Consider the following 25,337-nt stretch of genomic DNA (forward strand, 5'->3'; position numbering starts at 1 on the left):
GCCTGTGGCCTGCCCCACCCCCCTCGGCTATACTGCTCGGCTTTTCCCGGACAAATGCCATAGGGTCCCGCCGCGCATGGATAAGACCTACCAGCCGCACGCCATCGAAACTTCCTGGTACAACACTTGGGAGTCGGAAAACTACTTCGCCCCACAAGGTGCAGGCGAGCCCTACACCATCATGATCCCGCCGCCGAACGTCACCGGCAGCCTGCACATGGGCCACGGCTTCAACAACGCGATCATGGACGCCCTGATCCGTTTCCGCCGCATGCAGGGCCGCGACACGCTGTGGCAGCCAGGTACCGACCATGCCGGCATCGCGACCCAGATGCTGGTCGAGCGTCAGCTCGAGGCCAAGGGCCAGAACCGTCATGACCTGGGGCGCGAGCAGTTCCTGGACAAGATCTGGGAATGGAAGGCCGAGTCCGGTGGCAACATCAGCCGGCAGATCCGTCGCCTGGGCTCCTCGGTGGACTGGAGCCGTGAGCGCTTCACCATGGACGACGGCCTGTCCGAAGCGGTCAAGGAAGCCTTCGTGCGCCTGCATGAAGACGGCCTGATCTACCGCGGCAAGCGCCTGGTCAACTGGGACACCAAGCTGCACACCGCCATCTCCGACCTCGAAGTGGAAAACCACGACGAGAAGGGCCACCTGTGGAACCTGCGCTACCCGCTGGCCGATGGCGCCACCACGGCCGACGGCCAGGACCACCTGGTGGTCGCCACCACGCGCCCGGAAACCCTGCTGGGCGATGCCGCCGTCGCGGTCAACCCCAACGACGAGCGCTACCAGGCCCTGATCGGCCAGTTCGTCGTGCTGCCGCTGGTCGGCCGCCGCATCCCGATCATCGCCGACGACTACTGCGACCCTGAGTTCGGGACCGGTTGCGTCAAGATCACCCCGGCCCACGACTTCAACGACTACGAAGTCGGCAAGCGCCACGCCCTGCCACTGCTGAACATCTTCGACAAGAACGCCACGGTGCTGGCCAGTGCCCAGGCGTTCAACCTCGACGGCTCGCTCAACGAAGCCTTCGACACCACCCTGCCCGCCCAGTACGCCGGCCTGGACCGCTTCGCCGCGCGCAAGCAGATCGTCGCCGACCTCGACGCCGCCGGCCTTCTGGTCAGCATCGACGACCATGCCCTGAAGGTGCCCAAGGGCGACCGCTCCGGCACCGTCATCGAGCCGTGGCTGACCGACCAATGGTACGTGTCGACCAAGCCGCTGGCCGAACCGGCCATCGCTGCCGTCGAGAACGGGCAGATCCAGTTCGTGCCCAAGCAGTACGAGAACATGTACTTCTCCTGGATGCGCGACATCCAGGACTGGTGCATCAGCCGCCAGCTGTGGTGGGGCCACCGCATCCCGGCCTGGTACGACGAGGCCGGTCAGGTCTATGTCGGCCGTAGCGAACAGGACGTCCGCGCGCGTCACGGCCTGGGCGACGACGTCGCGCTGCGCCAGGACGACGACGTGCTCGACACCTGGTTCAGCTCCGGTCTGTGGACCTTCTCGACGCTTGGCTGGCCCGAGCAGACCGAGTTCCTGAAGAAATTCCACTCCACCGACGTGCTGGTAACCGGCTTCGACATCATCTTCTTCTGGGTCGCGCGCATGATCATGCTGACCCTGCACCTGGTGAAGAACGAGGACGGCACGCCGCAGGTGCCGTTCAAGACGGTGTACGTCCACGGCCTGGTGCGCGATGGCCAGGGCCAGAAGATGTCCAAGTCCAAGGGCAACGTCCTGGACCCGCTGGACATCGTCGACGGCATCACCCTCGACGCGCTGCTCGAGAAGCGCACCAGCGGCCTGATGCAGCCCAAGCTGGCCGACAAGATCGCCAAGCAGACCAAGGCCGAGTTCCCCGAGGGCATCGCCAGCTACGGCACCGACGCCCTGCGCTTCACCTTCTGCTCGCTGGCCTCCACCGGTCGTGACATCAAGTTCGACATGGGCCGCGTCGAAGGCTACCGCAACTTCTGCAACAAGATCTGGAACGCCGCCCGCTACGTGCTGGACAAGGGCGAGGACTGCGGCCAGAACGGCGAACCGGTCGAACTGTCGCTGGCCGACCGCTGGATCATCTCGCAGCTGCAGCGCACCGAGGCCGAAGTCACCCGCCAGCTCGAGCAGTTCCGCTTCGACCTGGCCAGCCAGGCGCTCTACGAGTTCATCTGGAACCAGTACTGCGACTGGTACCTGGAGCTGTCCAAGCCGGTGCTGTGGGACGAGCACGCACCGGTCGAGCGTGCCCGCGGCACCCGTCGCACCCTGGTACGGGTCCTGGAAGTGGCGCTGCGCCTGGCGCACCCGTTCATGCCGTTCATCACCGAAGAGATCTGGCAGCGCATCGCGCCGCTGGCCGGTGTGCAGGGCAAGACGCTGATGCTGCAGCCGTGGCCGGTGGCCAACGACAGCCGCATCGACAGCGCCGCCGAAGGCGACATCGAATGGCTCAAGGAGCTGATGGTCGGCCTGCGCAACATCCGCGCCGAAATGAACATCGGCCCGGGCAAGCCGCTGCCGCTGTTCCTGAAGAACGCCAGTGCCGAAGACCAGCGTCGCCTGCAGGAGAACGAAGCACTGCTCAAGAAGCTGGCCAAGGTCGAGTCCTTCACGGTGCTGGGCGAGCAGGACGAGGCGCCACTGTCGGCCACGGCCCTGGTCGGCGACCTGCAGGTGCTGGTGCCGATGGCCGGGCTGATCGACAAGGATGCCGAGCTGGCTCGCCTGAACAAGGAGATCCAGCGTCTGCAAGGCGAAGTGCAGCGCGTGGGCGGCAAGCTGTCCAACGCCGCCTTCGTCGACAAGGCACCGCCGGCGGTGATCGACAAGGAGCGTGCCAAGCTGGCGGAAGCCGAGCAGGCGCTGGCGAACTTCACCGAGCAGCACGCCCGGATCGCTGCTTTGTAAAGTGACGATACGCAACACGATCTGACTGGAGGGGCTGCCTGGCAGCCCCTTCGTCGTATCCGCTCCGCCTCCGGCAGGCCATGCTTCTTCAGGACCCTCCCTTGACCCAGAAACCGACCCTCCATCCCCGCAATCGCCACACCGGCCGATACGACTTCCCCAGCCTCATCGCGGCGCACCCGGACCTGGCCCGCTTCACCCTGGTCAACCCGTACGGCAACCCGAGCATCGACTTCGCCAACCCCGAGGCGGTGCGGGTCTTCAACCGCGCACTGCTCAAGGCGCAGTACGGCATCCAGCACTGGGACATTCCGGCGGACTACCTCTGCCCGCCGATTCCCGGTCGCGCCGACTACGTGCACGTGCTGGCCGACCTGCTCGCCGAGGACAACGGCGGCCAGATCCCACGTGGCGCCCAGGTGCGTGCCCTGGACGTCGGGGTCGGTGCCAACTGCATCTACCCGCTGCTGGGCAATGCCGACTACCGCTGGCGCTTCGTCGGCTCGGACATCGACCCGGTCGCGCTGGCTGCAGCGGCGACCATCGTTCAGGCCAACGGGCTGGGCAGGTTCATCGAGCTTCGCCAGCAGACCGAGCGCCGCCATATCCTGCTGGGGCTGCTCAAGCCCGAGGAGCGCCTGGACCTGACCCTGTGCAACCCGCCCTTCCATGCGTCACGGGAGGAAGCGACACGGGGCAGCCAGCGCAAATGGAAGAACCTCGGCAAGCAGGACCCCAAGCGTGCCTTGCCGGTCCTGAATTTCGGCGGTCAGAACAACGAGTTGTGGTGCGAGGGGGGAGAGATCCGCTTCGTCACCCAGCTGATCGGCGAAAGCGTGGCCGTGGGCCAGCAGGTGCTGTGGTTCTCCAGCCTGGTGTCCAAGGCCAGCAACCTGCCTGGCATCGAGGCGGCGCTGAACAAGGCCGGCGTAGCGGCACGGCGGGTGATCGAGATGGGCCAGGGGCAGAAGCAGAGTCGCGTGGTGGCCTGGAGCTTTCAGGACGATGCCCGACGTCGCGCCTGGCAGGCGCATCGCTCGGACAAACCGCAGGCATGAAAAAGCCGCGCCGGGGGACACCGGGCGCGGCTTTCAGTCACGCGTCGACAATTACTTGTTGACGGCGTCGGTCAGGCTCTTGGCCGGCACGAACTTGACGACTTTCTTGGCAGCGATTTCGATGGCAGCGCCAGTCGAAGGGTTGCGGCCGGTACGGGCAGGACGCTCGGAAACTTTCAGCTTGCCGATGCCAGGCAGGGTGATCTCGGCGCCGTTTTCCAGCTGATCAGCGACGATCTGGCCCAGTTGCTCCAGAGCGTTGCGCGCGGTGGTCTTCGGCGCATCGATCGCTTCGGCGATGTCGGCAATCAGTTGGTCTTTGGTCAATGCCATGGTGGTGTTCCTTCCCTATCAATTCAGAGGTTATGCAACGTTCTACATGGGTCATCGAGCCAGGCCCCTCAGGCCCCGGCGTACCGCGTCGTTCGCGTATGTAGATACGCAAACCCGCGTTTGGTTCGACCTCATGCGAGCACGCTGCCAGCAATGCGCTACCCGAAGGACGCACGACCGGCCAAAGCTACCACAGCAGCGCACAAATATCCGCAGACGCAGCGCTTTTGTGCAGGTTTTTCGGGGGTTTGCGGGCAAAAAATCCGCATTTCGTACAAAAAACGAACAACTCCCCAACGCCCGACCATCGCCCTGCCGAGACCGGCGTCGGGTGCGGTAAACTGGGCCCTTTGCCGCGCTCAACCCAGCCGAGATCTCCATGCCCATTCGTCACTGCATCGTCCACCTGATCGACAAGAAGCCCGACGGCAGTCCGGCCGTGCTGCACGCACGCGATTCGGAGCTGACCGAGTCCGACGCCATCGAACACCTGCTGGCCGACCTGAACGACAGCTACAACGCCAAGCAAGGCAAGGCGTGGGGTCTGTTCCATGGCGAGTCCGGTGCCTACCCCTTCAGTGGCTGGCTGAAACAGTACCTGGAAGGGCAGCAGGACTTCACCGCCTTCAGCAAGCAAGCCGTGGAGCACCTGCAGGCGCTCATGGAAGAGTCCAACCTCTCCACTGGCGGTCATGTGCTGTTCGCCCACTACCAGCAAGGCATGACCGAGTACCTGGCCATCGCCCTGCTGCATCACAGCGACGGCGTGGCCGTCAGCGACACGCTCGACGTGACCCCGTCGCGCCACCTGGACCTGGGGCAATTGCACCTGGCGGCGCGCATCAACCTGTCCGAGTGGCAGAACAACCCTCAGTCCAAGCAGTACATCTCCTTCATCAAGGGTCGCAACGGCAAGAAGGTCTCGGAGTATTTCCGGGACTTCATCGGCTGCCAGGAAGGCGTCGATGGCCCCGGCGAAACCCGCACCCTGCTCAAGGCCTTCAGCGACTTCGTCGAGCAGGAGGACCTGCCCGAAGAAACCGCCCGGGAGAAGACCCAGACGTTGGTGGACTACGCCACCAGCCAGACCAAGCGCGGCGAGCCGGTGACGCTGGAGGAGCTGTCCAGCCTGATCGACGAAGACCGGCCCAAGGCGTTCTTCGAGCACATCCGCAACCAGGACTACGGCCTCTCGCCAGAGATCCCGGCGGACAAGCGCACCCTGAACCAGTTCAAGCGCTTCACCGGGCGTGCCGAAGGGTTGTCGATCAGCTTCGAGTCGCACCTGCTGGGCTCGAAGATCGAATACGACGAAGAGGCCGGTACCCTGGTGATCAAGGGGTTGCCGACGCAGCTGGTGGATCAGCTGAAGCGGCGCAAGGACTGACACCGGACAGATGTGCCTGGGCGGAAGGAGACCGCAGCGGCGAGCAGCTCAGACCTGTGTGGGAGCGGGCTTGCCCGCGATGCAGGCGGTGACGGATCGGACGCTGTCGCGGGCTGGACGTCCTTTCACCTGTAGCACAATGGCCGTTCAGCCAGCCCGCTCGATTTCACTCGCATAAGAACGCACCAGCGCCTCCTTGGCCGACTTGCGCAGCTTCTTCACCAGCCGCTCCTGCCGCAAGGCCTCGGATTTGTCCGGCCAGCGCTCGACGTACACCAGCGCCTGGGCCGGGCTGGTCTTGAAATAGCGTGCGCCCTGCCCTTTGCAATGGGCCAGGAAGCGCCGCTGCGGGTCGTCGCTGATGCCGCAATACAGCGAGCCATTGGCCGCCCGCACCAGGTAGACATACCACGGCTTGCCAGCCGCAGTGGCCTGGACGGCCTGTACGCCCAGCGCCTGCGTGGATGCGTGACCGGCTTCGGGTTTCACCTGTGACACCGTTTCAGACCCGCTCGCTGGTGACCTGCACGTGCAACGCACGCCCTGCCTTCAGGCCGAACAACAGCGCACCGATCCCCAAGGTGGCGAAGACCCAGCCCAGGACCGTCCAGCCACCGGTCAGGTCATGCAGCACACCCACTGCGAACGGCCCCATGGAGGCCAGCGTGTAGCCGACGCCCTGCGCCATGCTCGACAGGTTGGCCGCCACGTGTGCGTCCCTGGAGCGCAGCACGATCAGGGTCAGGGCCAGTGCGAAGGTGCCGCCCTGCCCCAGCCCCAACAGGATGGCCCAGCCCCACAGCCCTTGCAGCGGCGCATACAGGCAGCCGAACAGACCCAGCAAGGTGGTCGACATCGCCACGACGATGATCAGCCGCTGGTCCTTGCTGCGTGAGGCCAGCCACGGCAGGCTCAAGGAACTGACCAGTTGCGTCACCACCGAGCCGGACAGCACCAGCCCGGCCTCGGTCGGCGTCAGCCCACGGCCGATGAGGATCGACGGCAACCAGCCGAAGACGATGTACGCCAGCGACGACTGCATGCCCATGTACAGGGTGACCTGCCAGGCCAGCCGGTCACGCCACAGGCCACGCACACGGTACACCGCCCGGTGAGCACCATGGCCCTGTCGGGCCTGGGGCATCCATACCAGCATCGCCAGTACGGCCGGAATGGCCCAGCAGCCCAGGCCGATTTCCCAACTGTTGCCGAAGCGCTGGCTGATGGGCACTGTGGCACCGGCCGCCAACGCCGCGCCCAGGCACAGGGCCATGGTGTAGACGCCGGTCATGGTACCGGCCTGCTGGGGGAAGTCGCGCTTGACGATACCAGGCAGCAGCACGCCGATGATGCCAATGCTGGCGCCCGCCAACAGGCTGCCGAGAAACACGCCCACGGTTCCCAGGCTGCTGCGCAGCAGGATGCCACCGGCCAGCACCAGCAAGATCCCCAGCACCACGCGTTCGGCACCGAACCGGCGGGCCAGCACGGGCGCCAACGGCGCGAACAGGCCCAGGCAGAGCACCGGCAGGGTCGTCAGCAGCCCGGCCTGGGACGCGTTGAGCCCCAGGCTGTCGGACACCTGACCGAGCATGGGCGCCAGGCTCGACAACGCCGGGCGCAAGTTCAGCGCCACCAGCACCAGGCCCAGCAACAGAAGCCATGGCTTCATCGCAGGCGCGGGCGCGGCCTGGAGCGAGTCGTCTTCGGCGTCGATCAGCAGGGTGTCGACCGGGTGCGGCGTGGCGGGGTTCGGGTCTTTCATGGTCATCGAAGCTCACGGTCTGTCGAGGCACGCCGAGGCGGCGGCCTGAAAAGCGCCGGGGCCGCATTGCGGCCCCGGCGTCAGGGATCACGGTTCGACCCGCGATCAGTCCAGCGCGTTCAGCAGGGCCTGGTTCTGCTCGGGCGTGCCGATGGTGATGCGCAGGTACTGGGCGATTCGCGTCTGCTTGAAGTGACGCACGATCACCCCCTGGCCACGCAGGTGGGCAGCCAGCGCGGCCGCATCCTGCTGCGGATGGCGGGCGAAGATGAAGTTCGCCGCCGACGGCAGCACTTCGAAACCACGCTCGACCAGGGCCTGCACCAGCGCCTCGCGGCTCTCGATCACCTGGCCACAGGTCTGCTCGAAATACGCACGGTCCTCGAACGCTGCCGCTGCCCCGACGATCGCCAGGCGGTCGAGCGGATAAGAGTTGAAGCTGTTTTTGATCCGCTCCAGCGCCTCGATCAGGTCCGGGTGCCCGACCGCCAGGCCGACCCGCAACCCCGCCAGCGAGCGCGACTTGGACAGGGTCTGGGTCACCAGCAGGTTGTCGTAGCGGTCGATCAGGCTGATCGCGGTCTGGCCACCGAAATCGATGTAGGCCTCGTCCACCACCACCACCGAGTCGCGGTTGTGCTGCAGCAATTGCTCGATGGCCTCCAGCGGCAACAGGACGCCCGTCGGTGCATTGGGGTTGGGGAAGATGATGCCGGCATTGGGCGTGCGATAGTCTTCGATGCGGATGCGGAACTGCTCATCCAGCGCCACCGGCGTGAAGGGAATGCCGTACAGCCCGCAGTAGACCGGGTAGAAGCTGTAGCTGATGTCCGGGAACAGCAACGGCCCTTCATGCTGGAACAGCCCATGGAAGATGTGCGCCAGCACCTCGTCCGAGCCATTGCCGAGGAACACCTGGTTCGGGGCGATGCCGTAGTGATCGGCCACGGCCTGCCTGAGTACGTCGCTGTTCGGGTCGGGGTACAGGCGCAGGCCCTCCCCCAGCTCGCCACGCATCGCCTCCAGGGCCTTCGGCGAAGGGCCGTAAGGGTTCTCGTTGGTGTTGAGCTTGACCAGCCGTGCCAGCTTGGGTTGCTCACCCGGCACGTAGGGCACCAGGTCCTTGACGAACGGGCTCCAGAATCGACTCATGCTCACTCTCCCTGCCGCGTGTCGCGGATGCGGTATTCGGCGCTGCGGGCGTGGGCCGTCAGCGATTCGCCACGGGCCAGCACCGAGGCGGTCTGGCCCAGCTCGGAGGCGCCGGCCTCGGAGCAGAAGATGATCGACGAGCGCTTCTGGAAGTCGTACACGCCCAGGGGCGAGGAGAAGCGCGCGGTGCCCGAGGTGGGCAGCACATGGTTCGGCCCGGCGCAGTAGTCGCCCAGCGCCTCGCTGGTGTGGCGGCCCATGAAGATCGCACCGGCATGGCGGATCTGCGGCAACCAGGCCTGCGGGTCGGCGACCGACAGCTCGAGGTGCTCCGGCGCGATGCGATTGGCCACTTCGATGGCCTGTTGCATGTCGCGCACCTGGATCAGCGCACCACGGCCGTTGATCGACTTCTCGATGATCTCGGCGCGCTCCAGGGTCGGCATGAGCTTGTCGATGCTGGCGGCGACGCGATCCAGGAAGTCGGCATCCGGGCTGACCAGGATGGCTTGCGCGTCTTCGTCGTGCTCGGCCTGGGAGAACAGGTCCATGGCGATCCAGTCCGGATCGGTCTGCCCATCGCAGACCACGAGGATCTCCGACGGCCCGGCGATCATGTCGATGCCCACCTGGCCGAACACGTGGCGCTTGGCGGTGGCGACATAGATGTTGCCGGGGCCGACGACCTTGTCCACCTGCGGCACGCTCTCGGTCCCGTAGGCCAGGGCCGCGACCGCCTGGGCGCCGCCGATCGTGAAGACCCGGTCGACGCCGGCGATGCAGGCGGCGGCCAGGACCAGCTCGTTGATCTCGCCACGGGGGGTCGGCACCACCATGACCACCTCGGCCACGCCGGCCACCTTGGCCGGCAGCGCGTTCATCAGCACCGACGACGGATAGGACGCCTTGCCACCGGGCACGTACAACCCGGCGCGGTCCAGCGGGGTGACCTTCTGCCCCAGCACGGTGCCATCGGCTTCGGTGTACTGCCAGGAGTCCTGCTTCTGCCGCTCGTGGTAGCGACGAACGCGATCGGCGGCGGTTTCCAGTGCCTGACGCTGCGCCGGCGTGATCCGCGTCAGCGCCAGTTCCAGGCGCGCGCGGTCGAGGATCAGGTCGTCGATGGTGGTGGCCTGGACGCCATCGAAGCGCTGGGTGAACTCCACCAGTGCCGCGTCGCCGCGCTCACGCACGGCCTTGATGATGTCCAGCACGCGCTGATTGACCGCATCGTCGGACACGCTCTCCCAGCTCAGCAGACGATCCAGATGTCGGGCGAACTCCGGATCAGCGGCATTGAGACGAGCAATTGCAGTGGGCAGAGTCATGACGAGGGCCTCGATGATTGGCGAATGCTCAGGCGCCCAGGGCTACCGATCGATCCGCGCGGGCACCCGAGAAGAAGGCTGTGACGCGGAAGGACGGGCGCGACGGCGGACGTCGCGCACGGGAATCAGCCGCGGTGTCGCGATTGCACGGCGTGGCGCAGGGTGTCGATCAGGCGCTGGATGCGCGCGTGCTGCATCTTCATCGACGCCTTGTTCACCACCAGGCGCGAGCTGACGTGGGCGATCAGCTCCTGGGGCTCCAGGCCGTTGGCGCGCAAGGTGTTGCCCGTGTCGACCACGTCGATGATCTTGTCAGCCAGGCCGATCAGCGGGGCCAGTTCCATCGAGCCGTACAGCTTGATGATGTCGACCTGGCGGCCCTGCTCGGCGTAGTAGCGCTTGGCGACGTTGACGAACTTGGTGGCCACGCGCAGGCGACCGGCAGGTTCGGGTGCACCGACGGCGCCTGCGGTCATCAGCTTGCACTGAGCGATCTGCAGGTCGAGCGGCTCGTACAGGCCCTGGCCGCCGTATTCCATCAGCACGTCTTTGCCGGCCACGCCGAGGTCGGCCGCGCCATGCTCGACGTAGGTCGGCACGTCGGTGGCCCGCACGATGAGCAAGCGCACGTCATCCTGAGTGGTCGGGATGATCAGCTTGCGGCTCTTGTCCGGGTTCTCGGTGGGCACGATGCCGGCATCGGCCAGCAGCGGCAGGGTGTCATCGAGAATACGGCCCTTGGATAGCGCAATGGTCAACATGGAACGTGAATCCTTCAGCAGTTCTGACCGGCCGGGTCTGGCCCGACCGGAGGGGTGACGGCTGGCGCACGCCGCTCGGGTTCAGCCCGGAACGCGACGGATCTTGGCGCCCAGCATCTGCAGTTTTTCCTCGATGCACTCGTAGCCACGGTCGATGTGGTAGATGCGGTCGATCAGGGTGTCGCCCTCGGCGACCAGGGCCGACAGCACCAGGCTGGCCGACGCACGCAGGTCGGTGGCCATGACGGGTGCGCCCTTGAGCGTGTCGACGCCGGTGACGATGGCGGTGTTGCCTTCGACCTGGATCTGCGCGCCCATGCGGTGCATCTCGTACACGTGCATGAAGCGGTTCTCGAAGATCGTCTCGATCACCGCACCGGTGCCTTCGGCCACGGCGTTGAGCGAGATGAACTGCGCCTGCATGTCGGTGGGGAACGCCGGGTACGGCGCGGTGCGCAGGTTGACGGCCTTGGCCCGGCGCCCGTGCATGTCCAGCGAGATCCAGTCTTCGCCCGTGGTGACGTCGGCGCCGGCTTCCCGGAGCTTCTCCAGGACCGCCTCGAGGATGGTCGGATCGGTGTCCTTGACCTTCACGCGCCCGCCGGTAATGGCGGCAGCGACCAGGTAGGTGCCGGTCTCGATACGGTCGGGCATGACGCGGTAATGGGCCGAGTGCAGGCGCTCGACACCGTCGATGGTGATGGTGTCGGTACCGGCGCCCTGGACGTTGCCGCCCATGGCGTTGATGAAGTTGGCCAGGTCGACCACTTCCGGTTCACGGGCGGCGTTCTGCAGGACGCTGCGGCCCTTGGCCAGGGCCGCGGCCATCATGATGTTCTCGGTACCGGTCACGCTGACGGTGTCGAAGAAGAAGTGCGCGCCACGCAGGCCGCCCTCGGGCGCCTGGGCCTTGATGTAACCGCCTTCGACCTCGATCTGCGCACCCATGGCCTCGAGGCCGCGGATGTGCAGGTCGACCGGACGCGAACCGATCGCGCAACCGCCTGGCAGGGCGACCTCGGCCTTGCCGAAGCGGGCGACCATCGGGCCGAGCACCAGGATCGAGGCGCGCATGGTCTTGACCAGCTCGTACGGGGCCACCAGGGTCTTGATGGTGCGCGGGTCGATCTCGACCGCGAGCTTCTCGTCGATCACAGGCTCGATGCCCATGCGCCCGAACAGCTCGATCATGGTGGTGATGTCGTGCAGGTGCGGCAGGTTGCCGACCGTGACCGGGCCATCGGCCAGCAGGGTCGCGGCCAGAATCGGCAGGGCGGCGTTCTTCGCCCCGGAAATGCGGATCTCGCCGTCGAGACGCGCGCCGCCAGTGATAATCAGTTTGTCCATTGGAATCTCGCCGCCAAGTTGGCTCAGGTGCGCTCAGCCCAGGCTGCGCTGCTGAAGAATTTCATGGTTACCGCATGGATGCTGCCGTCAGCGATCCAGGGATTCAGGTGGGCGTAGATCGCCTGCTGACGCTTGACCGGGCTTTGGCCAGCCAATTCGTCGCTGATCACGTTCAGCTGGAAGTTGCAGCCTTCGCCCTCGACTTCGACCCGGGCGCCTGGCAGTTTTTCTTCAAGGAACTTCTTAACGTCTACGGCGTGCATGCTCAACCTCAATCGGCGCTCTGTGCGCGCGGGGTCGGTCATCATACAAAAAAGCCCCCCGCCTGCGAAGCCCATGAACGAGCACGCTGACCGAGGGGCGTCGAAGGCCGGCGCGTCTCAGCGCGTCAGCACATCGTCCAGGTCGTAGACATCGGCGATTTCTCGCATGTCGGCGGGCATGTCGCGCAGCTCGCAGGTCTTGCCGGCCGCCTGCGCATCGCGCATGAACGCCAGCAGCAACGACAGGCCGACGCTGCTGGAGCGCCGGACCGCCGAGCAGTCCAGGACCAGGCGCGGTTCACGACAGGCCGCGATCAGCGCCTTGCCCTGCTTGCGCAGCGAGGGACCGCTGCGGTAGTCCAGGATGCCTGCCAGGCACAGGGTGCCCGGCTGTGGCATGCCGATGCTGGCATCACTCATTGCACCGCCTTCTCGGGAGAGCTGTCGGCAGTCTGCTTGGCCTTGGCCACTTCGCCGGCCCAGCCGTCGATGGTCTTGTCCAGATCGTTGCCGTTGCGCTGCATGGCGTCGGAGAACTGGTCACGGAACAGCTTGCCGATGTTGATGCCGTTGACGATCACGTTGCGCACCTTCCACTCGTTGCCGAGCTTCTCCAGGGTGTAGGAGACCGGGTACACCGCACCGTTGTTGCCGCTGACCTTCATGCCGACGCTGGTGCGCTTGCCGTCCTCGGCCTTGGCCGGGTCGAGCTTGATGCCCTGGTTGTCGTAGTCCAGCAAGGCGTTGCCGTAGAACTGCAGCAGGCTGCGCTTGAAGTTTTCCTGGAAGCGCTGCATCTGCGCCGGGGTCGCCTTGCGCGAATACTTGACGGTCATGATGCTGCGGGAGATGCCGTCGGCGTCGACCACCGGGCCCAGGATGCGGTTGAGCGACTGGTAGAACGCCTCGCGGTCGTTGCGGTAACGGTCGCGGTTGTTCTTCAGGTCGGTCAACAAGGCGTCGGTGGTGCCCTGGATCACTTCATGGGCCGATTGCCCGGGGGCGGCGTTGGCCAGCATCGGGAGAGCCGCCAGCAACACCAGCAGGCCACGTCGCAGGATCGAAATCATGAAAACTCCTTATTTAGCTTCTTTGCCAACGGAATTGAGCAGGAACTTGCCGATCAGGTCTTCCAGCACCAGTGACGACTGCGTGTCGTGAATGGTTCCGCCTTCCTTGAGCACGTCCTCTTCACCACCGACGCTGATGCCGATGTATTTCTCGCCGAGCAGGCCGGCGGTGAGGATCGACGCCGTGGAGTCGGTCGGCAGGTTGTCGACGTCGCTGTCCAGCTGCAGGGTGACCCGGCCGGTGTAGCTGTCGCGGTCCAGGTCGATCGCGGTGACCTTGCCGATGGTCACCCCGGCCATGGTGACCTTGGCGCGCACGGTGAGGCCGGCGATGTTGTCGAAGTAGGCATAGACCTTGTAGGTCTCGGTGGTCGGGCTTGCCGAGAGGCCGCTGACACGCAGCGCCAGCAGCAGCAGGGCCAGGATCCCAGCCAGAAGGAACAGGCCGACACCGATTTCCAGGGTGCGGTTTTGCATCAGAAATCTCCAAACATCAAGGCGGTCAGAATGAAGTCCAGGCCCAGGACTGCCAAAGAGGCATAGACCACGGTTCTGGTGGTGGCGCGACTGATCCCTTCCGAGGTCGGCTCGCAGTCGTAGCCCTGGAACACGGCGATCCAGGTGACGACGAAGGCGAACACCAGACTCTTGACCAGGCCGTTGAGGACATCGTCGGTGAAGGAAACGCTGTTCTGCATGTTGGACCAGAAGGAACCCTCATAGACTCCCAGCCAGTCCACGGCGACCCACGAGCCGCCCCAGATCCCGACCACGCTGAAGATCAGCGCCAACAGCGGCAGGGAGATGAAGCCGGCCCACAGCCGCGGCGCGACGATGTACTTGAGCGGGTCGACACCGATCATCTCCAGGCTCGAGAGCTGCTCGGTGGATTTCATGTTGCCGATCTCGGCGGTCAGCGCCGAACCAGCGCGCCCGGCGAACAGCAGGGCGGTGACCACCGGTCCCAGCTCGCGCAGCAGGGTCAGGGCGATCATCTGCCCGACCGCCTGCTCGGAGCCGTACTTGGTCAGGATGCTGTAGCCCTGCAGCGACAGCACCATGCCGATGAACACACCGGACACCGCGATGATCGCCAGCGACAGCACGCCGACCGAATACAGCTGCCTGACCAGCAGCTGGAAACCACCGCCGATACCGCCACGCCCGACCAGGGCATGCATCAGGAACAGGCAGGAACGGCCCAGCACCGCGACGATGTCGATGGCCGCGCGGCCGAACAGACGGACGCGCTCAAGCAAGGATCTTCTGCGCATCAACGCGCTCCCAACAAATCGGCGCGGTAATCGGGCGCGGGGAAATGAAATGGCACGGGGCCGTCAGGGTCGCCCTTCATGAACTGGCGAATGCGCGGGTTGTCCGACCCCATCAGCTCCTCGGGGGTGCCCTGGCCCAGCACCTGACCATCGCCGACGACGTAGAGGTAGTCGGCGATGCTGGCGGTTTCGGCCAGGTCATGGGAGACCACGATGCTGGTGATCCCCAGGGCGTCGTTGAGCAGCCGGATCAGCCGCACCAGCACGCCCATGGCGATCGGGTCCTGGCCCACGAACGGTTCGTCGTACATCAGGATCTGCGGATCCAGGGCGATCGCCCGGGCCAGGGCCACGCGGCGCTTCATGCCCCCGGACAGCTCGTCGGGCATCAGCTCGATGGCGCCACGCAGGCCGACGGCCTGCAGCTTCATCAGCACGATGTCGCGAATCATCTCTTCAGGCAGGTCGGTGTGCACGCGCAGCGGGAACGCGACGTTCTCGAACACATCCAGGTCGGTGAACAGCGCGCCGCTCTGGAACAGCACGCCCATCTGCTTGCGCGCATCGAACAGGTCGGCACGCGACAGGGCCGGCAGGTTCTGACCGTTGACCCACACCTCGCCGCCGGCCGGACGCAACTGCGCGCCCATCAGCCGCAAGAGGGTCGTCTTGCCGCACCCGGAGGGCCCCATGATGCCCGTGACCTTGCCACGCGGGATGCGGATATCCACATCCTTGAAAATGCTGCGCGAACCGCGCTTGAAGGAGACGCCCTTCAACTCGACCGCGTAGTCGCTGTGCACACTCATCTAGACTCCTTGCGATGCGACTTTCGTCAGTTGGACGCCCACCTTCACAGTGAAGGCACACACCTTGGGCCGTCCAGACAGCGGCGGACTATACCATCGGGCATGGGCCCGGCCAAAGGCGCGGGCACCTGGGACAGGGGTTTGCGCACCTCGGCGCGCACGGCAACGCAATCACAGGGTGAGGCTTTCGCCCATACCCGGTATAATCGACAGCTCCAAATCAGATATGCCTCAATCGACATGAGCCCAACCCGCGAGCTGATCCTTTCCGCCCAGCGCACCCTGCAGTTGGAACGCGACGCCATTGGCGATCTGCTGGCCCGTATCGACGACACGTTCGTGCAGGCCTGCCAGCTCATCCTGGGCAGCCGTGGCCGGGTCGTGGTGCTCGGCATGGGCAAGTCCGGCCATGTCGGCAACAAGATCGCCGCAACCCTGGCCAGCACCGGTACGCCGGCCTTCTTCGTGCACCCGGCCGAGGCCAGTCACGGCGACATGGGCATGATCACCCGGGACGACGTGATCCTGGCCCTGTCGAACTCCGGCACCACCGCCGAGATCGTCACGCTGCTGCCGCTGATCAAGCGCCTGGGCATCCGTCTGATCGCCCTCACCGGCAATCCGGACTCGACCCTGGCGCGTGCGGCCAACGTCAACCTCGACGTCAGCGTGGTCCAGGAGGCCTGCCCGCTGAACCTGGCGCCGACCTCCTCCACCACCAGCGCGCTGGCCCTGGGCGATGCCCTGGCCATCGCCCTGCTCGAAGCGCGTGGCTTCACCGCCGAGGACTTCGCCTTCTCGCATCCTGGCGGCGCCCTGGGTCGACGGCTGCTGCTCAAGGTCGAGGACATCATGCATGCCGGTGACGCCCTGCCCTGCGTACGTCGCGCCACTGCGCTGAAGGATGCCCTGCTGGAGATGTCGCGCAAGGGCCTGGGCATGACCGTGGTCGTGGACGACGAAGGGCACCTGGCCGGCATCTTCACCGACGGCGACCTGCGCCGCAGCCTGGACCATGACCTCGACATGCGCCACGCGCGCATCGACGACGTCATGACGGTCCATGGCAAGACCGTGCGCGCCGACATGCTGGCGGCCGAAGCCCTGAAGATCATGGAGGACTTCAAGATCAACGCGCTGGCCGTGGTGGACGCTGCCGACCGTCCGATCGGCGCGCTCAACATGCACGATCTGCTGCGCGCCGGGGTGCTTTGATGCACACGGTCGCCGAGCAATGTGGCGGGCGCGCCTGTCACACGTCTATGCTGCACGTCCGGGATGACCGGGACCGTGTCATCGCCAACCTTCTGTAGAGCTTCGTATGTTCAGCAAGAAAGCCCGCAACATCGCCATGCTGGTCGCGATCGCCGCCGTGCTGGGCGCGATCGGCTACTGGAACGTGAGCCCCGAGAGCTTCCTGGAGAAGCCGGCGGCCCAGGTCGACGAGAGCGCCATCGACTACTACGCGATCAACGCGCACAGCGTCCAGTACCTGCCGGACGGCAAGATGCAGTACGACATGACCGCCGACAAGGTCGAGCACATGAAGGCCAGCGAGGTGACCCTGCTGACCCGCCCGGACCTGCAGATGTACCGCGGCACCCCCTATCCCTGGCACGTCACCAGCGAGCGCGCCGAGGTCAATCCGGACGGTACCGAGGTCGAACTGATCGACAAGGTGCGCGTTGCGCGTACCGACGAACGCAAGCGCGACACCATCATCACCACCACGCGCATGACCGTGTTCCCGCAGAAGCAATATGCGCAGACCGAGCAAGCCGTTAGAATCGACGGCGCCGGTGGCACGACTACGGGCACAGGCATGAAAGCCTATTTGAAAGACGGCAGGATGGACCTGCTGTCCAACGTAAGAGGACAGTATGAGGCTCGTTAAAACCCTCCCCTTTTTGCTCAGCCTGAGCGCGGCACTGGGAAGCGCGAGCGCCTGGGCCCTGCCGACCGACCGTGACCAGCCTATCCGCATCCAGGCCGACGACGCCCACCTCGACGACAAGCAGGGCGTGGCGACCTATACCGGCGACGTGGTGATCACCCAGGGCTCCATGGTCATCAAGGGCAACAAGGTCACCATCACCCGCGCCAGCTCCGGCGACATCGACGTGGTCACCTCGGTCGGCAACCTGGCCTACTTCGAGCAGCGCCAGAGCGCGGCCAAGCCCGACAAGATGCAAGGCTGGGCGGTCACCATCCAGTACCAGGCCCTCAAGGACACGATCGTGCTGACCGACCGCGCCAAGGTCACCAACGAAGGCAACAGCACCGAAGGCGAGAAGATCGTCTACAACACCAAGACCCAGGTCGCGACCGCCGGCCGGGGTGGCAACGTGACGTCGCCCCGCCAGCGCATCGACATGGTGATCCAGCCGAAGAAGAAGGCCGAGTAAATGGCAACCCTCAAAGCCCAGCATCTGGCCAAGAGCTACAAGGGCCGCCAAGTGGTTCGCGACGTCAGCCTGTCGATCGAGAGCGGGCAGATCGTCGGCCTGCTCGGCCCCAACGGCGCCGGCAAGACCACCTGCTTCTACATGATCGTCGGCCTGGTGCAGGCCGACCAGGGCCGCGTCCTGATCGACACCCTGGACGTCAGCCACCAGCCCATGCACGGCCGCGCACGCGCCGGGATCGGCTACCTGCCCCAGGAAGCCTCGATCTTCCGCAAGCTGTCGGTGGCCGACAACATCATGGCGATCCTCGAGACCCGCAAGGAACTCGACCAGGAAGGCCGTCGCAAGGAACTCGAGGGGTTGCTCCAGGAGTTCCACATCACGCACATCCGCGACAACCTCGGCATGAGCCTGTCCGGGGGCGAACGACGCCGCGTCGAAATCGCCCGAGCCCTGGCCACCGCACCCAAGTTCATCCTGCTGGACGAACCCTTCGCCGGTGTCGACCCGATCTCGGTGGGGGACATCAAGCAGATCATCCATCACCTCAAGGCCAAGGGCATCGGGGTGTTGATCACCGACCACAACGTTCGCGAAACGCTGGACATCTGCGAGACGGCCTACATCGTCAACGATGGCCAGCTGATCGCCGAAGGCGACGCCCAGACCATCTTGTCGAACGACCTGGTCAAGGAAGTCTACCTGGGGCACGAGTTCCGCCTGTGATCCCGATCCGGGGGGCCAGTGCCTCCTGGGCGGTACAGGCACGAGCGGTGGCGCGCCAGCGTGCCATGGCACGCCATGCCTTTACACGTCAAGCCTAGGCAAACGCGGCAAATTCAGGCATATGACCTCTTCGTGATCGGCGCTCCGGCGCCCTGGCATATGTGTAGTGGATGGCGCAGGCGCGCCGGCGAACAAGGTATTAAGCCCCAGCCATGAAAGCATCGCTCGTCCTAAAAATGGGCCAGCAACTGACGATGACCCCGCAGTTGCAACAGGCCATTCGTCTGCTCCAGCTTTCCACCCTGGACCTCCAGCAAGAGATCCAGGAGGCGCTGGAATCGAACCCGATGCTCGAACGTCAGGAAGACGGCGAGGATTTCGACAACAGCGACCCGATGGCCGACAACGCCGAAAGCAAGCCGGTTGCCGAAATCCAGGACACCAGCCACCAGGACAACGCCTTGAGCGCCGACAACCTGGAAGACGGCGAATGGAACGAACGCATCCCCAGCGAACTGCCTGTCGACACGGCCTGGGAGGACATCTACCAGACCAGCGCCAGCAGCCTGCCGGCGGGCGATGACGACGAGTGGGACTTCACCACCCGCACCTCGGTCGGTGAGAGCCTGCAGAGCCACCTGCTCTGGCAGCTGAACCTGGCGCCGATGTCCGATACCGACCGCCTGATCGCCGTCACCCTGATCGACTCGATCAACGACCGTGGCTACCTGGAGGAGACCCTCGAGGAGATCTGCGCCTCGTTCGACCCTGAGCTGGACATCGAGCTCGACGAAGTCGAGGCGGTGCTGCACCGCATCCAGCAGTTCGAGCCGGCCGGCATCGGGGCACGCACCCTGGGTGAATGCCTGCTGCTGCAGTTGCGCCAGCTGCCGGCCAGCACACCGTGGATGGGCGAGGCGCAGCGCCTGGTCACCGACTACATCGACCTGCTCGGGGCACGCGACTACAGCCAGTTGATGCGGCGCATGAAGCTCAAGGAAGACGAGCTTCGCCAGGTCATCGAACTGGTGCAGCGTCTGAACCCCCGTCCTGGCCTGCAGATCGAGTCGAGCGAGCCCGAGTACGTGGTCCCGGACGTGATCGTGCGCAAGCACCACGACCGCTGGCTGGTCGAGCTCAACCAGGAAGCGGTGCCCCGGCTGCGCGTCAACGCGCAGTACGCCGGTTTCGTGCGCCGCGCCGACACCAGCGCCGACAACACCTTCATGCGCAACCAGTTGCAGGAGGCGCGCTGGTTCATCAAGAGCCTGCAGAGCCGCAACGAAACCCTGATGAAGGTGGCCACCCAGATCGTCGAACACCAGCGCGGGTTCCTCGACCATGGCGACGAGGCGATGAAGCCGCTGGTGCTGCATGACATCGCCGAGGCCGTCGGCATGCACGAGTCGACCATCTCCCGCGTGACCACCCAGAAGTACATGCACACCCCGCGTGGCATCTACGAGTTGAAATACTTTTTCTCCAGCCACGTCAGCACGGCCGAAGGCGGTGAATGCTCGTCCACGGCGATCCGCGCGATCATCAAGAAACTGGTGGCGGCGGAAAATCAGAAAAAGCCATTGAGCGACAGCAAGATCGCTGGTTTACTGGAGGCACAAGGCATCCAGGTCGCGCGTCGAACGGTCGCCAAGTACCGTGAGTCGCTCGGCATCGCACCGTCGAGCGAACGCAAGCGACTGATGTAGCCTGGATGTGCCACAGCGTTCTGGTGGCAGGTGCAACACCTGCCGCTTTATGCACGGGCAACACAAGGAGAAGCTGTATGCAAGTCAACATCAGTGGACACCATGTCGAAGTCACTCAGCCACTGCGCGACTACCTCGACCAGAAGCTCAAGCGCCTGGAGGGTCATTTCGACAAGATCACCAACGTGCAGGTCATCATGAAGGTCGAAAAGCTTCAGCAGAAAGTCGAAGCGACCTTGCAGATTCCTGGTGGCGAGGTGGTCGCCAATGCCGAACACGAAGACATGTATGCAGCCATCGACGCCCTGGCCGACAAGCTCGACCGCCAACTGAAAAAACACAAGGAAAAACAGCAGAGTCTGCTGCAAGGTGCCGCAGCTCGCTGATCCCCACTTCATGATCCGACTCGAAACCATCCTGACCCCCGGCCGTTCCCAAGTGAACGCGCCGGGAGGCAGCAAGAAAAGCGCCCTCCAGAACGTCGCCCGCCTGATCGCCCACGAGGTGTCCGAACTGCGCGAGGACGACGTGTTCGCCAAGCTGTTCGCCCGCGAGAAGCTGGGCTCCACCGGCTTCGGCAACGGTATCGCCATCCCCCACTGCCGCCTGGCCGGTTGCAACACACCGGTCAGCGCCCTGGTCAAGCTGGAAAAGCCCATCGACTACGACGCCATCGACGGCGCACCGGTGGACTTGCTGTTCGTGCTGCTGGTCCCGGAGGCGGCCACCGAAGCGCATCTGGAGCTGCTGCGCCAGATCGCCAGCATGCTGGATCGCCAGGACATCCGTGACCGCCTGCGCAATGCGCAGAGCAGCGAAGCCCTTTACCACGTGGTTCTGGACACACAGAAAGAGGCTTGAGCATGCGCCTGATCGTCGTCAGTGGCCGGTCTGGTTCCGGCAAGAGCACGGCCCTGAACGTTCTGGAAGACAACGGCTTCTACTGCATCGACAACCTGCCAGCGGCCCTGTTGCCGCAACTGGCGGAGAACGCCCTGCTCAACACCGACATGATGCAACCGAAGGTCGCGGTGTCGATCGATGCCCGCAACCTGCCCACGCACCTGCTCCAGTTTCCCGAATTGCTCGAGAGCACCCGTGCCCGGCACATCCAGTGCGACGTGCTGTACCTCGATGCGGACGAAGACGTGTTGCTCAAGCGTTTCTCGGAGACACGTCGACGCCATCCGCTGACCAACGCCAACCGCTCGCTGGCCGAGGCGATTCGCGTCGAGACCGAGCTGCTGGGGCCGATTGCCGACCTGGCCGACCTCAAGATCGACACCACCCGCCTGAACCTGTACCAACTGCGCGACTCCATCACCCTGCGGCTGCTCGACAAGCCCGAGCCCGGCACGGCGTTTCTGGTCGAATCGTTCGGGTTCAAGCGCGGCATGCCGGTGGACGCCGACGTGGTATTCGACGTGCGCTGCCTGCCGAACCCGTACTGGAAGCCTGAATTGCGCGACCATTCTGGGCTGGAGCAGCCCGTCATCGACTACCTGGCGGCCCAGCCCGACGTCGAAGACATGTTCCAGGACATCTCGGGCTACCTGGTCAAGTGGCTGCCACGCTTCGCCGCCAGCAACCGCGCCTACGTGACCATTGCCATCGGCTGCACGGGCGGTCACCATCGCTCGGTCTACTTGACCGAACGGCTCGGGCGACTGCTCCAGCAGACCTTGAAAAACGTTCAGGTTCGCCACCGCGACCTCTAGCCACAGGATCCACCCTACGATGCCCGCCCGCGAAATCACCATCATCAACAAGTTGGGCCTGCATGCCCGCGCGGCCGCCAAGTTCGTTGGCGTGGCCGGTCGCTTCCCGTGCCAGGTCAGGATCGGGCGAACCGCGGACGCCTTGATCGACGGCAAGAGCATCATGGCCGTGATGATGCTGGCCGCCGGCAAGGGCACCCAGGTGCATCTGTACACCGACGGTGAGCAGGAGCAGGAGGCGATGGACGCCGTGGTGGCACTGATCGAGAATCGCTTCGACGAAGGCGAGTGACACCCGGCTTCCCTACCTGACAGTGCGGGGTTCGCTCAATGACGGGCGGCGCGGGGCCATGCCCGAAGGGAGCAGGACGCTCCCTCGAACACGGATCACCTGTACTGTCAGAAGCCCAGCCAGGCGAGCCCACGCGCCATCAGGAGCACGGTGCCGGCCAGCAGCAGCGCAGTACCGAGCACGAACCTGAACTGCCGCAGGCTACTGGTCGACATCGCTCCGAGGCGCATGATCAATGGCTCACTTCACGGCTTCAGCATAACGGCGTTCCACTTCGGCCCAATCGACCACGTTGTAGAAGGCGCCAATGTACTCGGGACGACGGTTCTGGTACTTGAGGTAGTACGCGTGTTCCCAGACGTCCAGCCCCAGGATCGGCGTGTTGCCATGCATCAGCGGGCTGTCCTGGTTACCGCTGCTTTCGACGACCAGCTTCTTCTCGGGCGTAACACTCAGCCAGGCCCAGCCGCTGCCGAAGCGGCTCAGCGCGGCCTTGGTGAAGGCCTCCTTGAACGCCTCGAAACCGCCCAGTTGCGCGTCGATGGCCTTGGCCACCTCACCTTGTGGCTGACCACCGCCCTGTGGCGACATCACGGTCCAGAACAGGGTGTGGTTGGCGTGGCCGCCGCCTTGGTTGATCACCGGGCCCTGCAGCTTTTCAGGCAGCTGCTTGACCGAGGCGACCAGCTTCTCGAGCGGCCATTCGGCGTACTCGGTGCCATCGATGGCAGCGTTGAGGTTGTTGATGTAGGTCTGGTGATGCTTAGTGTGGTGGATTTCCATGGTCTTCGCATCGATGTGCGGTTCCAGGGCATCGTAGGCGTAGGCCAGTTCAGGCAAGCTATGGGACATGACAATGGATTCCATGTGGTGGGGTTATTAAGTCCGACAGCAGGTGACTACATGAGTGCGCTCGCCTGCCGTCTCGATCGGACGAGCAGACGTTCGGTACACCCAGGCATCGACCGTGCTTGCCGGTCACGTTCTGCGCCAGCAGGCGTGCTGGCGCCATGAGGCATGACGGTGACACGCAGCGGCATCGCCGCCACGCAGGGTCGATGACCGGTCAGATACCGCCTGCCGTGAGCTTTTCAGGGTCGAGCAGGGTGTCGAGCTGCTCACGGGACAGGTCGGTGTGCTCGAGGGCCACCTCGATGATCGGCCGGCCTTGGCGATAGGCCGTCTTGGCGATCTCGGCGGCCTTCAGGTAACCGATGATCGGGTTCAGCGCGGTCACCAGGATCGGATTGCGCGACAACGCCTCCTTGAGCTTGCCTTCATTGACCTTGAAGCTGGCGATGGCCTTGTCGGCCAGCAGGCGGCTGGCATTGGCCAGCAGGGCGATGCTTTCCAGCAGGTTGCGCGCGATCACCGGCAGCATCACGTTCAGCTCGAAGTTGCCCGATTGCCCGGCCACGGCGATGGTCGCGTCGTTGCCGATCACCTGGGCGGCGACCATGGCCGTGGCCTCCGGGATCACCGGGTTGACCTTGCCAGGCATGATCGACGAGCCAGGCTGCAGGGCCTCCAGCTCGATCTCGCCCAGGCCGGCCAGCGGGCCGGAGTTCATCCAGCGCAGGTCGTTGGCGATCTTCATCAGCGCGACGGCAGTGGTCTTGAGTTGCCCGGACACGGCCACGGCGGTGTCCTGCGAGCCGATCAAGGCGAACAGGTTGTCACCCGGCGCGAAGTCCACCTGGGTCAGGTCGCTGAGCTGGCGGGCAAAGCCTGCACTGAACTGCGGGTGCGCGTTGATGCCCGTGCCGACCGCGGTGCCGCCCTGGGCCAGCGCCTGAAGGCTGGGCAACGTGCCCTCGAGGTGCGCCACTGCCCCCTTGATCTGCGCCGACCAGCCACCGAGCACCTGGCTCATGCGCACCGGCATGGCATCCATGAGGTGGGTGCGCCCCGTCTTGACGTGGGCATGCACCTGCACGGCCTTGGTGTCGAGGGTGTCGATCAGGTGGCGCAGTGCGGGCAGCAGCTGTTCGTGCAGGCCCAGCGCGGCACTGACGTGCAGCGTGGTCGGAATGATGTCGTTGCTGCTCTGGCCGCAGTTGACGTGGTCGTTGGCATTCACCGGCTCGCCCAGGAGCCGCGTCGCCAGAGTGGCGATGACTTCATTGGCATTCATGTTCGAACTGGTGCCAGAGCCGGTCTGGAAGACGTCCACCGGGAAATGCTGGAGGAAGTCGCCTGCCAGCAGTTGCTCCACGGCCCCGACGATGGCCCCGCCCTGCCCCGCGCTGATCTGCTCCAGCTCGACGTTGGCCTTGGCGGCGGCCGACTTGGCCAACAGCAGGGCACGGATGAACTGGGCCGGCATGCGCTGGCCACTGATCGGGAAGTTATCGACCGCGCGCTGGGTCTGGGCGCCGTACAGGGCCTGCGCAGGCACCTGCAGCTCGCCCATGCTGTCGCGTTCGATACGGGTATCACTCATCGTCATGTCCTTGCATCAGTTCGTCGGAGGAAATCGAAGGCAGCAGCACGCAGGTGGCCAGCTGCATGGCATAGGGCTGCCAGCGGTCGTTGCGTGCCTCTCGGTCGAGGGTGCGCAGTTGCAGCAGCGGTCGCCAGGCCTGGTCCAGGCAGATACAGCGCCAGTGCCAGGGCAGCATGCGGTCACAGGCCGTGTCGAGCAGCAGGCGGAACGAGGTCAGGGCCACCGTCCAGGGCGAGGTGTCGGTGCAGCACACCAGGTAGCGCCCTTCGGCCAGGTAATGCTCGATCACACGCGGCTCGTCGGGCTCGAGCGCACACCGGATGCGGCAGCTGAGCCAGCGCCAGTTTTCCAGGTAGGGCAATTCGTGAAGGACGGTTTTCATGAACATCATCGCCAGTTGCTTAGGTAATGATATTCATTATTAAGTGATAAATTGAATCACTTCAAGTGGGAGCCACGCGTGGGCCTGTAATGTCTTCGTCTACATCGCTGGCTTGCCCGCGATGCAGGCGGCGTCTGATCGGACACCATCGCGGGCAAGCCCGCTCCCACAGGTCCCTATTCCACACAGATA

The 25,337-nt window shown here is 64.9% G+C and carries 28 protein-coding genes; 12 read left to right on the forward strand and 16 right to left on the reverse strand.

Annotated elements, in window-relative coordinates; all coding sequences use genetic code 11:
- Positions 1-76 precede the first annotated feature (76 nt).
- Together G7Z99_RS05715 and rlmF are read left to right on the forward strand one after the other, a co-directional pair.
- Positions 77-2,923: a valine--tRNA ligase gene (locus G7Z99_RS05715; RefSeq protein WP_181092616.1), complete on the forward strand. Its 2,847-nt coding sequence runs from the start codon at positions 77-79 to the stop codon at positions 2,921-2,923.
- 101 nt (positions 2,924-3,024) lie between these two features.
- The gene (gene rlmF / locus G7Z99_RS05720) at positions 3,025-3,981 is read left to right on the forward strand and encodes a 23S rRNA (adenine(1618)-N(6))-methyltransferase RlmF (RefSeq protein ID WP_258196966.1); all 957 of its coding nucleotides are present in this window, start codon (positions 3,025-3,027) and stop codon (positions 3,979-3,981) included.
- A 51-nt stretch (positions 3,982-4,032) separates the two neighbouring features.
- Here the strand turns inward: rlmF and G7Z99_RS05725 are convergent, their stop codons facing one another.
- On the reverse strand, positions 4,033-4,314 hold the full coding sequence (locus G7Z99_RS05725; RefSeq protein WP_181092618.1) for an HU family DNA-binding protein: 282 nt from the start codon (positions 4,312-4,314) through the stop codon (positions 4,033-4,035).
- 379 nt (positions 4,315-4,693) lie between these two features.
- On the opposite strand from G7Z99_RS05725, the gene yejK reads away from it, so the two are divergent.
- Positions 4,694-5,701: a nucleoid-associated protein YejK gene (yejK, locus tag G7Z99_RS05730; protein WP_181092619.1), complete on the forward strand. Its 1,008-nt coding sequence runs from the start codon at positions 4,694-4,696 to the stop codon at positions 5,699-5,701.
- Between the two features lie 147 nt (positions 5,702-5,848).
- On the opposite strand, the gene G7Z99_RS05735 is transcribed toward yejK, so the two are convergent.
- The 12 genes from G7Z99_RS05735 to G7Z99_RS05790 form a co-directional block, all read right to left on the reverse strand.
- Positions 5,849-6,154 (reverse strand): GIY-YIG nuclease family protein, encoded by a 306-nt coding sequence (locus tag G7Z99_RS05735; RefSeq protein ID WP_181092689.1) that lies wholly within the window; start codon positions 6,152-6,154, stop codon positions 5,849-5,851.
- 49 nt (positions 6,155-6,203) lie between these two features.
- On the reverse strand, positions 6,204-7,472 hold the full coding sequence (locus tag G7Z99_RS05740; protein WP_258196967.1) for a CynX/NimT family MFS transporter: 1,269 nt from the start codon (positions 7,470-7,472) through the stop codon (positions 6,204-6,206).
- Positions 7,473-7,571: 99 nt separating this feature from the next.
- Positions 7,572-8,618, reverse strand: a complete 1,047-nt coding sequence (gene hisC, locus G7Z99_RS05745; protein WP_181092620.1) for a histidinol-phosphate transaminase — start codon at positions 8,616-8,618, stop codon at positions 7,572-7,574.
- Positions 8,619-8,620: 2 nt separating this feature from the next.
- Entirely contained in the window at positions 8,621-9,946 is a 1,326-nt protein-coding gene (hisD, locus tag G7Z99_RS05750) for a histidinol dehydrogenase (RefSeq protein ID WP_181092621.1), read from the reverse strand.
- A 125-nt stretch (positions 9,947-10,071) separates the two neighbouring features.
- A complete protein-coding gene (hisG, locus tag G7Z99_RS05755) occupies positions 10,072-10,707 on the reverse strand; it encodes an ATP phosphoribosyltransferase (protein WP_181092622.1) in 636 nt (211 codons plus the stop codon).
- Positions 10,708-10,788: 81 nt separating this feature from the next.
- Positions 10,789-12,054 (reverse strand): UDP-N-acetylglucosamine 1-carboxyvinyltransferase, encoded by a 1,266-nt coding sequence (murA, locus tag G7Z99_RS05760; RefSeq protein WP_181092623.1) that lies wholly within the window; start codon positions 12,052-12,054, stop codon positions 10,789-10,791.
- A 23-nt stretch (positions 12,055-12,077) separates the two neighbouring features.
- Positions 12,078-12,317, reverse strand: a complete 240-nt coding sequence (locus G7Z99_RS05765; RefSeq protein ID WP_060394833.1) for a BolA family protein — start codon at positions 12,315-12,317, stop codon at positions 12,078-12,080.
- A gap of 117 nt (positions 12,318-12,434) precedes the next feature.
- Positions 12,435-12,737, reverse strand: a complete 303-nt coding sequence (locus tag G7Z99_RS05770) for an STAS domain-containing protein (protein WP_181092624.1) — start codon at positions 12,735-12,737, stop codon at positions 12,435-12,437.
- Positions 12,734-13,387, reverse strand: a complete 654-nt coding sequence (locus tag G7Z99_RS05775) for an MlaC/ttg2D family ABC transporter substrate-binding protein (protein ID WP_181092625.1) — start codon at positions 13,385-13,387, stop codon at positions 12,734-12,736. The genes G7Z99_RS05770 and G7Z99_RS05775 overlap by 4 nt, the downstream gene beginning before the upstream one ends.
- Positions 13,388-13,396: 9 nt before the next feature.
- Complete coding sequence (gene mlaD / locus G7Z99_RS05780; protein ID WP_181092626.1) at positions 13,397-13,864, reverse strand: outer membrane lipid asymmetry maintenance protein MlaD; 468 nt, start codon at positions 13,862-13,864, stop codon at positions 13,397-13,399.
- On the reverse strand, positions 13,864-14,661 hold the full coding sequence (gene mlaE, locus G7Z99_RS05785) for a lipid asymmetry maintenance ABC transporter permease subunit MlaE (protein ID WP_181092627.1): 798 nt from the start codon (positions 14,659-14,661) through the stop codon (positions 13,864-13,866). Before mlaE ends, mlaD begins: the two co-directional genes overlap by 1 nt.
- Positions 14,661-15,470, reverse strand: coding sequence for an ATP-binding cassette domain-containing protein (locus G7Z99_RS05790; protein WP_181092628.1), 810 nt, complete (start codon positions 15,468-15,470; stop codon positions 14,661-14,663). The genes mlaE and G7Z99_RS05790 overlap by 1 nt, the downstream gene beginning before the upstream one ends.
- 240 nt (positions 15,471-15,710) lie before the next feature.
- On the opposite strand from G7Z99_RS05790, the gene G7Z99_RS05795 reads away from it, so the two are divergent.
- From G7Z99_RS05795 to G7Z99_RS05835, 9 genes are all read left to right on the forward strand, one after another.
- Positions 15,711-16,685, forward strand: a complete 975-nt coding sequence (locus tag G7Z99_RS05795) for a KpsF/GutQ family sugar-phosphate isomerase (RefSeq protein WP_219854083.1) — start codon at positions 15,711-15,713, stop codon at positions 16,683-16,685.
- Between the two features lie 106 nt (positions 16,686-16,791).
- Complete coding sequence (gene lptC, locus G7Z99_RS05800; protein ID WP_181092629.1) at positions 16,792-17,364, forward strand: LPS export ABC transporter periplasmic protein LptC; 573 nt, start codon at positions 16,792-16,794, stop codon at positions 17,362-17,364.
- Positions 17,351-17,875 (forward strand): lipopolysaccharide transport periplasmic protein LptA, encoded by a 525-nt coding sequence (gene lptA / locus G7Z99_RS05805; protein ID WP_060394841.1) that lies wholly within the window; start codon positions 17,351-17,353, stop codon positions 17,873-17,875. Before lptC ends, lptA begins: the two co-directional genes overlap by 14 nt.
- Positions 17,876-18,601 carry an LPS export ABC transporter ATP-binding protein gene (lptB, locus tag G7Z99_RS05810; RefSeq protein ID WP_181092630.1) on the forward strand — a complete coding sequence of 242 codons (726 nt, stop codon included), beginning with the start codon at positions 17,876-17,878 and terminating at the stop codon, positions 18,599-18,601.
- A 212-nt stretch (positions 18,602-18,813) separates the two neighbouring features.
- Positions 18,814-20,307: an RNA polymerase factor sigma-54 gene (locus G7Z99_RS05815; RefSeq protein WP_181092631.1), complete on the forward strand. Its 1,494-nt coding sequence runs from the start codon at positions 18,814-18,816 to the stop codon at positions 20,305-20,307.
- A 77-nt stretch (positions 20,308-20,384) separates the two neighbouring features.
- A complete protein-coding gene (gene hpf, locus G7Z99_RS05820; RefSeq protein WP_060394844.1) occupies positions 20,385-20,693 on the forward strand; it encodes a ribosome hibernation-promoting factor, HPF/YfiA family in 309 nt (102 codons plus the stop codon).
- 10 nt (positions 20,694-20,703) lie between these two features.
- Positions 20,704-21,168, forward strand: coding sequence for a PTS IIA-like nitrogen regulatory protein PtsN (ptsN, locus tag G7Z99_RS05825; RefSeq protein WP_181092632.1), 465 nt, complete (start codon positions 20,704-20,706; stop codon positions 21,166-21,168).
- A 2-nt stretch (positions 21,169-21,170) separates the two neighbouring features.
- The gene (gene rapZ, locus G7Z99_RS05830) at positions 21,171-22,025 is read left to right on the forward strand and encodes an RNase adapter RapZ (protein ID WP_181092633.1); all 855 of its coding nucleotides are present in this window, start codon (positions 21,171-21,173) and stop codon (positions 22,023-22,025) included.
- 19 nt (positions 22,026-22,044) lie between these two features.
- Positions 22,045-22,317, forward strand: coding sequence for an HPr family phosphocarrier protein (locus G7Z99_RS05835; RefSeq protein WP_181092634.1), 273 nt, complete (start codon positions 22,045-22,047; stop codon positions 22,315-22,317).
- A gap of 240 nt (positions 22,318-22,557) precedes the next feature.
- On the opposite strand, the gene G7Z99_RS05840 is transcribed toward G7Z99_RS05835, so the two are convergent.
- The 3 genes from G7Z99_RS05840 to G7Z99_RS05850 all read right to left on the reverse strand — a co-directional run bounded on the left by G7Z99_RS05840 (position 22,558) and on the right by G7Z99_RS05850 (position 25,154).
- On the reverse strand, positions 22,558-23,169 hold the full coding sequence (locus tag G7Z99_RS05840) for a superoxide dismutase (protein ID WP_181092635.1): 612 nt from the start codon (positions 23,167-23,169) through the stop codon (positions 22,558-22,560).
- Positions 23,170-23,383: 214 nt separating this feature from the next.
- Positions 23,384-24,760: a class II fumarate hydratase gene (locus tag G7Z99_RS05845; protein WP_181092636.1), complete on the reverse strand. Its 1,377-nt coding sequence runs from the start codon at positions 24,758-24,760 to the stop codon at positions 23,384-23,386.
- Entirely contained in the window at positions 24,753-25,154 is a 402-nt protein-coding gene (locus tag G7Z99_RS05850) for a FagA protein (RefSeq protein ID WP_181092637.1), read from the reverse strand. Before G7Z99_RS05850 ends, G7Z99_RS05845 begins: the two co-directional genes overlap by 8 nt.
- Positions 25,155-25,337 lie beyond the last annotated feature (183 nt).

Origin of the sequence: Pseudomonas entomophila, from assembly GCF_013523165.1 — a bacterium.
Taxonomy (GTDB): Bacteria; Pseudomonadota; Gammaproteobacteria; order Pseudomonadales; family Pseudomonadaceae; genus Aquipseudomonas; species Aquipseudomonas entomophila_A.

Excerpts from the sequence above, each read along its gene's own strand:
- G7Z99_RS05715 (WP_181092616.1), top strand. The coding sequence starts at position 77 with ATGGATAAGACCTACCAGCCGCACGCCATCGAAACTTCCTGGTACAAC.
- G7Z99_RS05725 (WP_181092618.1), bottom strand. The coding sequence starts at position 4,314 with ATGGCATTGACCAAAGACCAACTGATTGCCGACATCGCCGAAGCGATC.
- yejK (WP_181092619.1), top strand. The coding sequence starts at position 4,694 with ATGCCCATTCGTCACTGCATCGTCCACCTGATCGACAAGAAGCCCGAC.
- G7Z99_RS05740 (WP_258196967.1), bottom strand. The coding sequence starts at position 7,472 with ATGACCATGAAAGACCCGAACCCCGCCACGCCGCACCCGGTCGACACC.
- hisC (WP_181092620.1), bottom strand. The coding sequence starts at position 8,618 with ATGAGTCGATTCTGGAGCCCGTTCGTCAAGGACCTGGTGCCCTACGTG.
- hisD (WP_181092621.1), bottom strand. The coding sequence starts at position 9,946 with ATGACTCTGCCCACTGCAATTGCTCGTCTCAATGCCGCTGATCCGGAG.
- hisG (WP_181092622.1), bottom strand. The coding sequence starts at position 10,707 with ATGTTGACCATTGCGCTATCCAAGGGCCGTATTCTCGATGACACCCTG.
- murA (WP_181092623.1), bottom strand. The coding sequence starts at position 12,054 with ATGGACAAACTGATTATCACTGGCGGCGCGCGTCTCGACGGCGAGATC.
- G7Z99_RS05765 (WP_060394833.1), bottom strand. The coding sequence starts at position 12,317 with ATGCACGCCGTAGACGTTAAGAAGTTCCTTGAAGAAAAACTGCCAGGC.
- G7Z99_RS05770 (WP_181092624.1), bottom strand. The coding sequence starts at position 12,737 with ATGAGTGATGCCAGCATCGGCATGCCACAGCCGGGCACCCTGTGCCTG.
- G7Z99_RS05775 (WP_181092625.1), bottom strand. The coding sequence starts at position 13,387 with ATGATTTCGATCCTGCGACGTGGCCTGCTGGTGTTGCTGGCGGCTCTC.
- mlaD (WP_181092626.1), bottom strand. The coding sequence starts at position 13,864 with ATGCAAAACCGCACCCTGGAAATCGGTGTCGGCCTGTTCCTTCTGGCT.
- mlaE (WP_181092627.1), bottom strand. The coding sequence starts at position 14,661 with ATGCGCAGAAGATCCTTGCTTGAGCGCGTCCGTCTGTTCGGCCGCGCG.
- G7Z99_RS05790 (WP_181092628.1), bottom strand. The coding sequence starts at position 15,470 with ATGAGTGTGCACAGCGACTACGCGGTCGAGTTGAAGGGCGTCTCCTTC.
- G7Z99_RS05795 (WP_219854083.1), top strand. The coding sequence starts at position 15,711 with ATGAGCCCAACCCGCGAGCTGATCCTTTCCGCCCAGCGCACCCTGCAG.
- lptC (WP_181092629.1), top strand. The coding sequence starts at position 16,792 with ATGTTCAGCAAGAAAGCCCGCAACATCGCCATGCTGGTCGCGATCGCC.
- lptA (WP_060394841.1), top strand. The coding sequence starts at position 17,351 with ATGAGGCTCGTTAAAACCCTCCCCTTTTTGCTCAGCCTGAGCGCGGCA.
- lptB (WP_181092630.1), top strand. The coding sequence starts at position 17,876 with ATGGCAACCCTCAAAGCCCAGCATCTGGCCAAGAGCTACAAGGGCCGC.
- G7Z99_RS05815 (WP_181092631.1), top strand. The coding sequence starts at position 18,814 with ATGAAAGCATCGCTCGTCCTAAAAATGGGCCAGCAACTGACGATGACC.
- hpf (WP_060394844.1), top strand. The coding sequence starts at position 20,385 with ATGCAAGTCAACATCAGTGGACACCATGTCGAAGTCACTCAGCCACTG.
- ptsN (WP_181092632.1), top strand. The coding sequence starts at position 20,704 with ATGATCCGACTCGAAACCATCCTGACCCCCGGCCGTTCCCAAGTGAAC.
- rapZ (WP_181092633.1), top strand. The coding sequence starts at position 21,171 with ATGCGCCTGATCGTCGTCAGTGGCCGGTCTGGTTCCGGCAAGAGCACG.
- G7Z99_RS05835 (WP_181092634.1), top strand. The coding sequence starts at position 22,045 with ATGCCCGCCCGCGAAATCACCATCATCAACAAGTTGGGCCTGCATGCC.
- G7Z99_RS05840 (WP_181092635.1), bottom strand. The coding sequence starts at position 23,169 with ATGTCCCATAGCTTGCCTGAACTGGCCTACGCCTACGATGCCCTGGAA.
- G7Z99_RS05845 (WP_181092636.1), bottom strand. The coding sequence starts at position 24,760 with ATGAGTGATACCCGTATCGAACGCGACAGCATGGGCGAGCTGCAGGTG.
- G7Z99_RS05850 (WP_181092637.1), bottom strand. The coding sequence starts at position 25,154 with ATGATGTTCATGAAAACCGTCCTTCACGAATTGCCCTACCTGGAAAAC.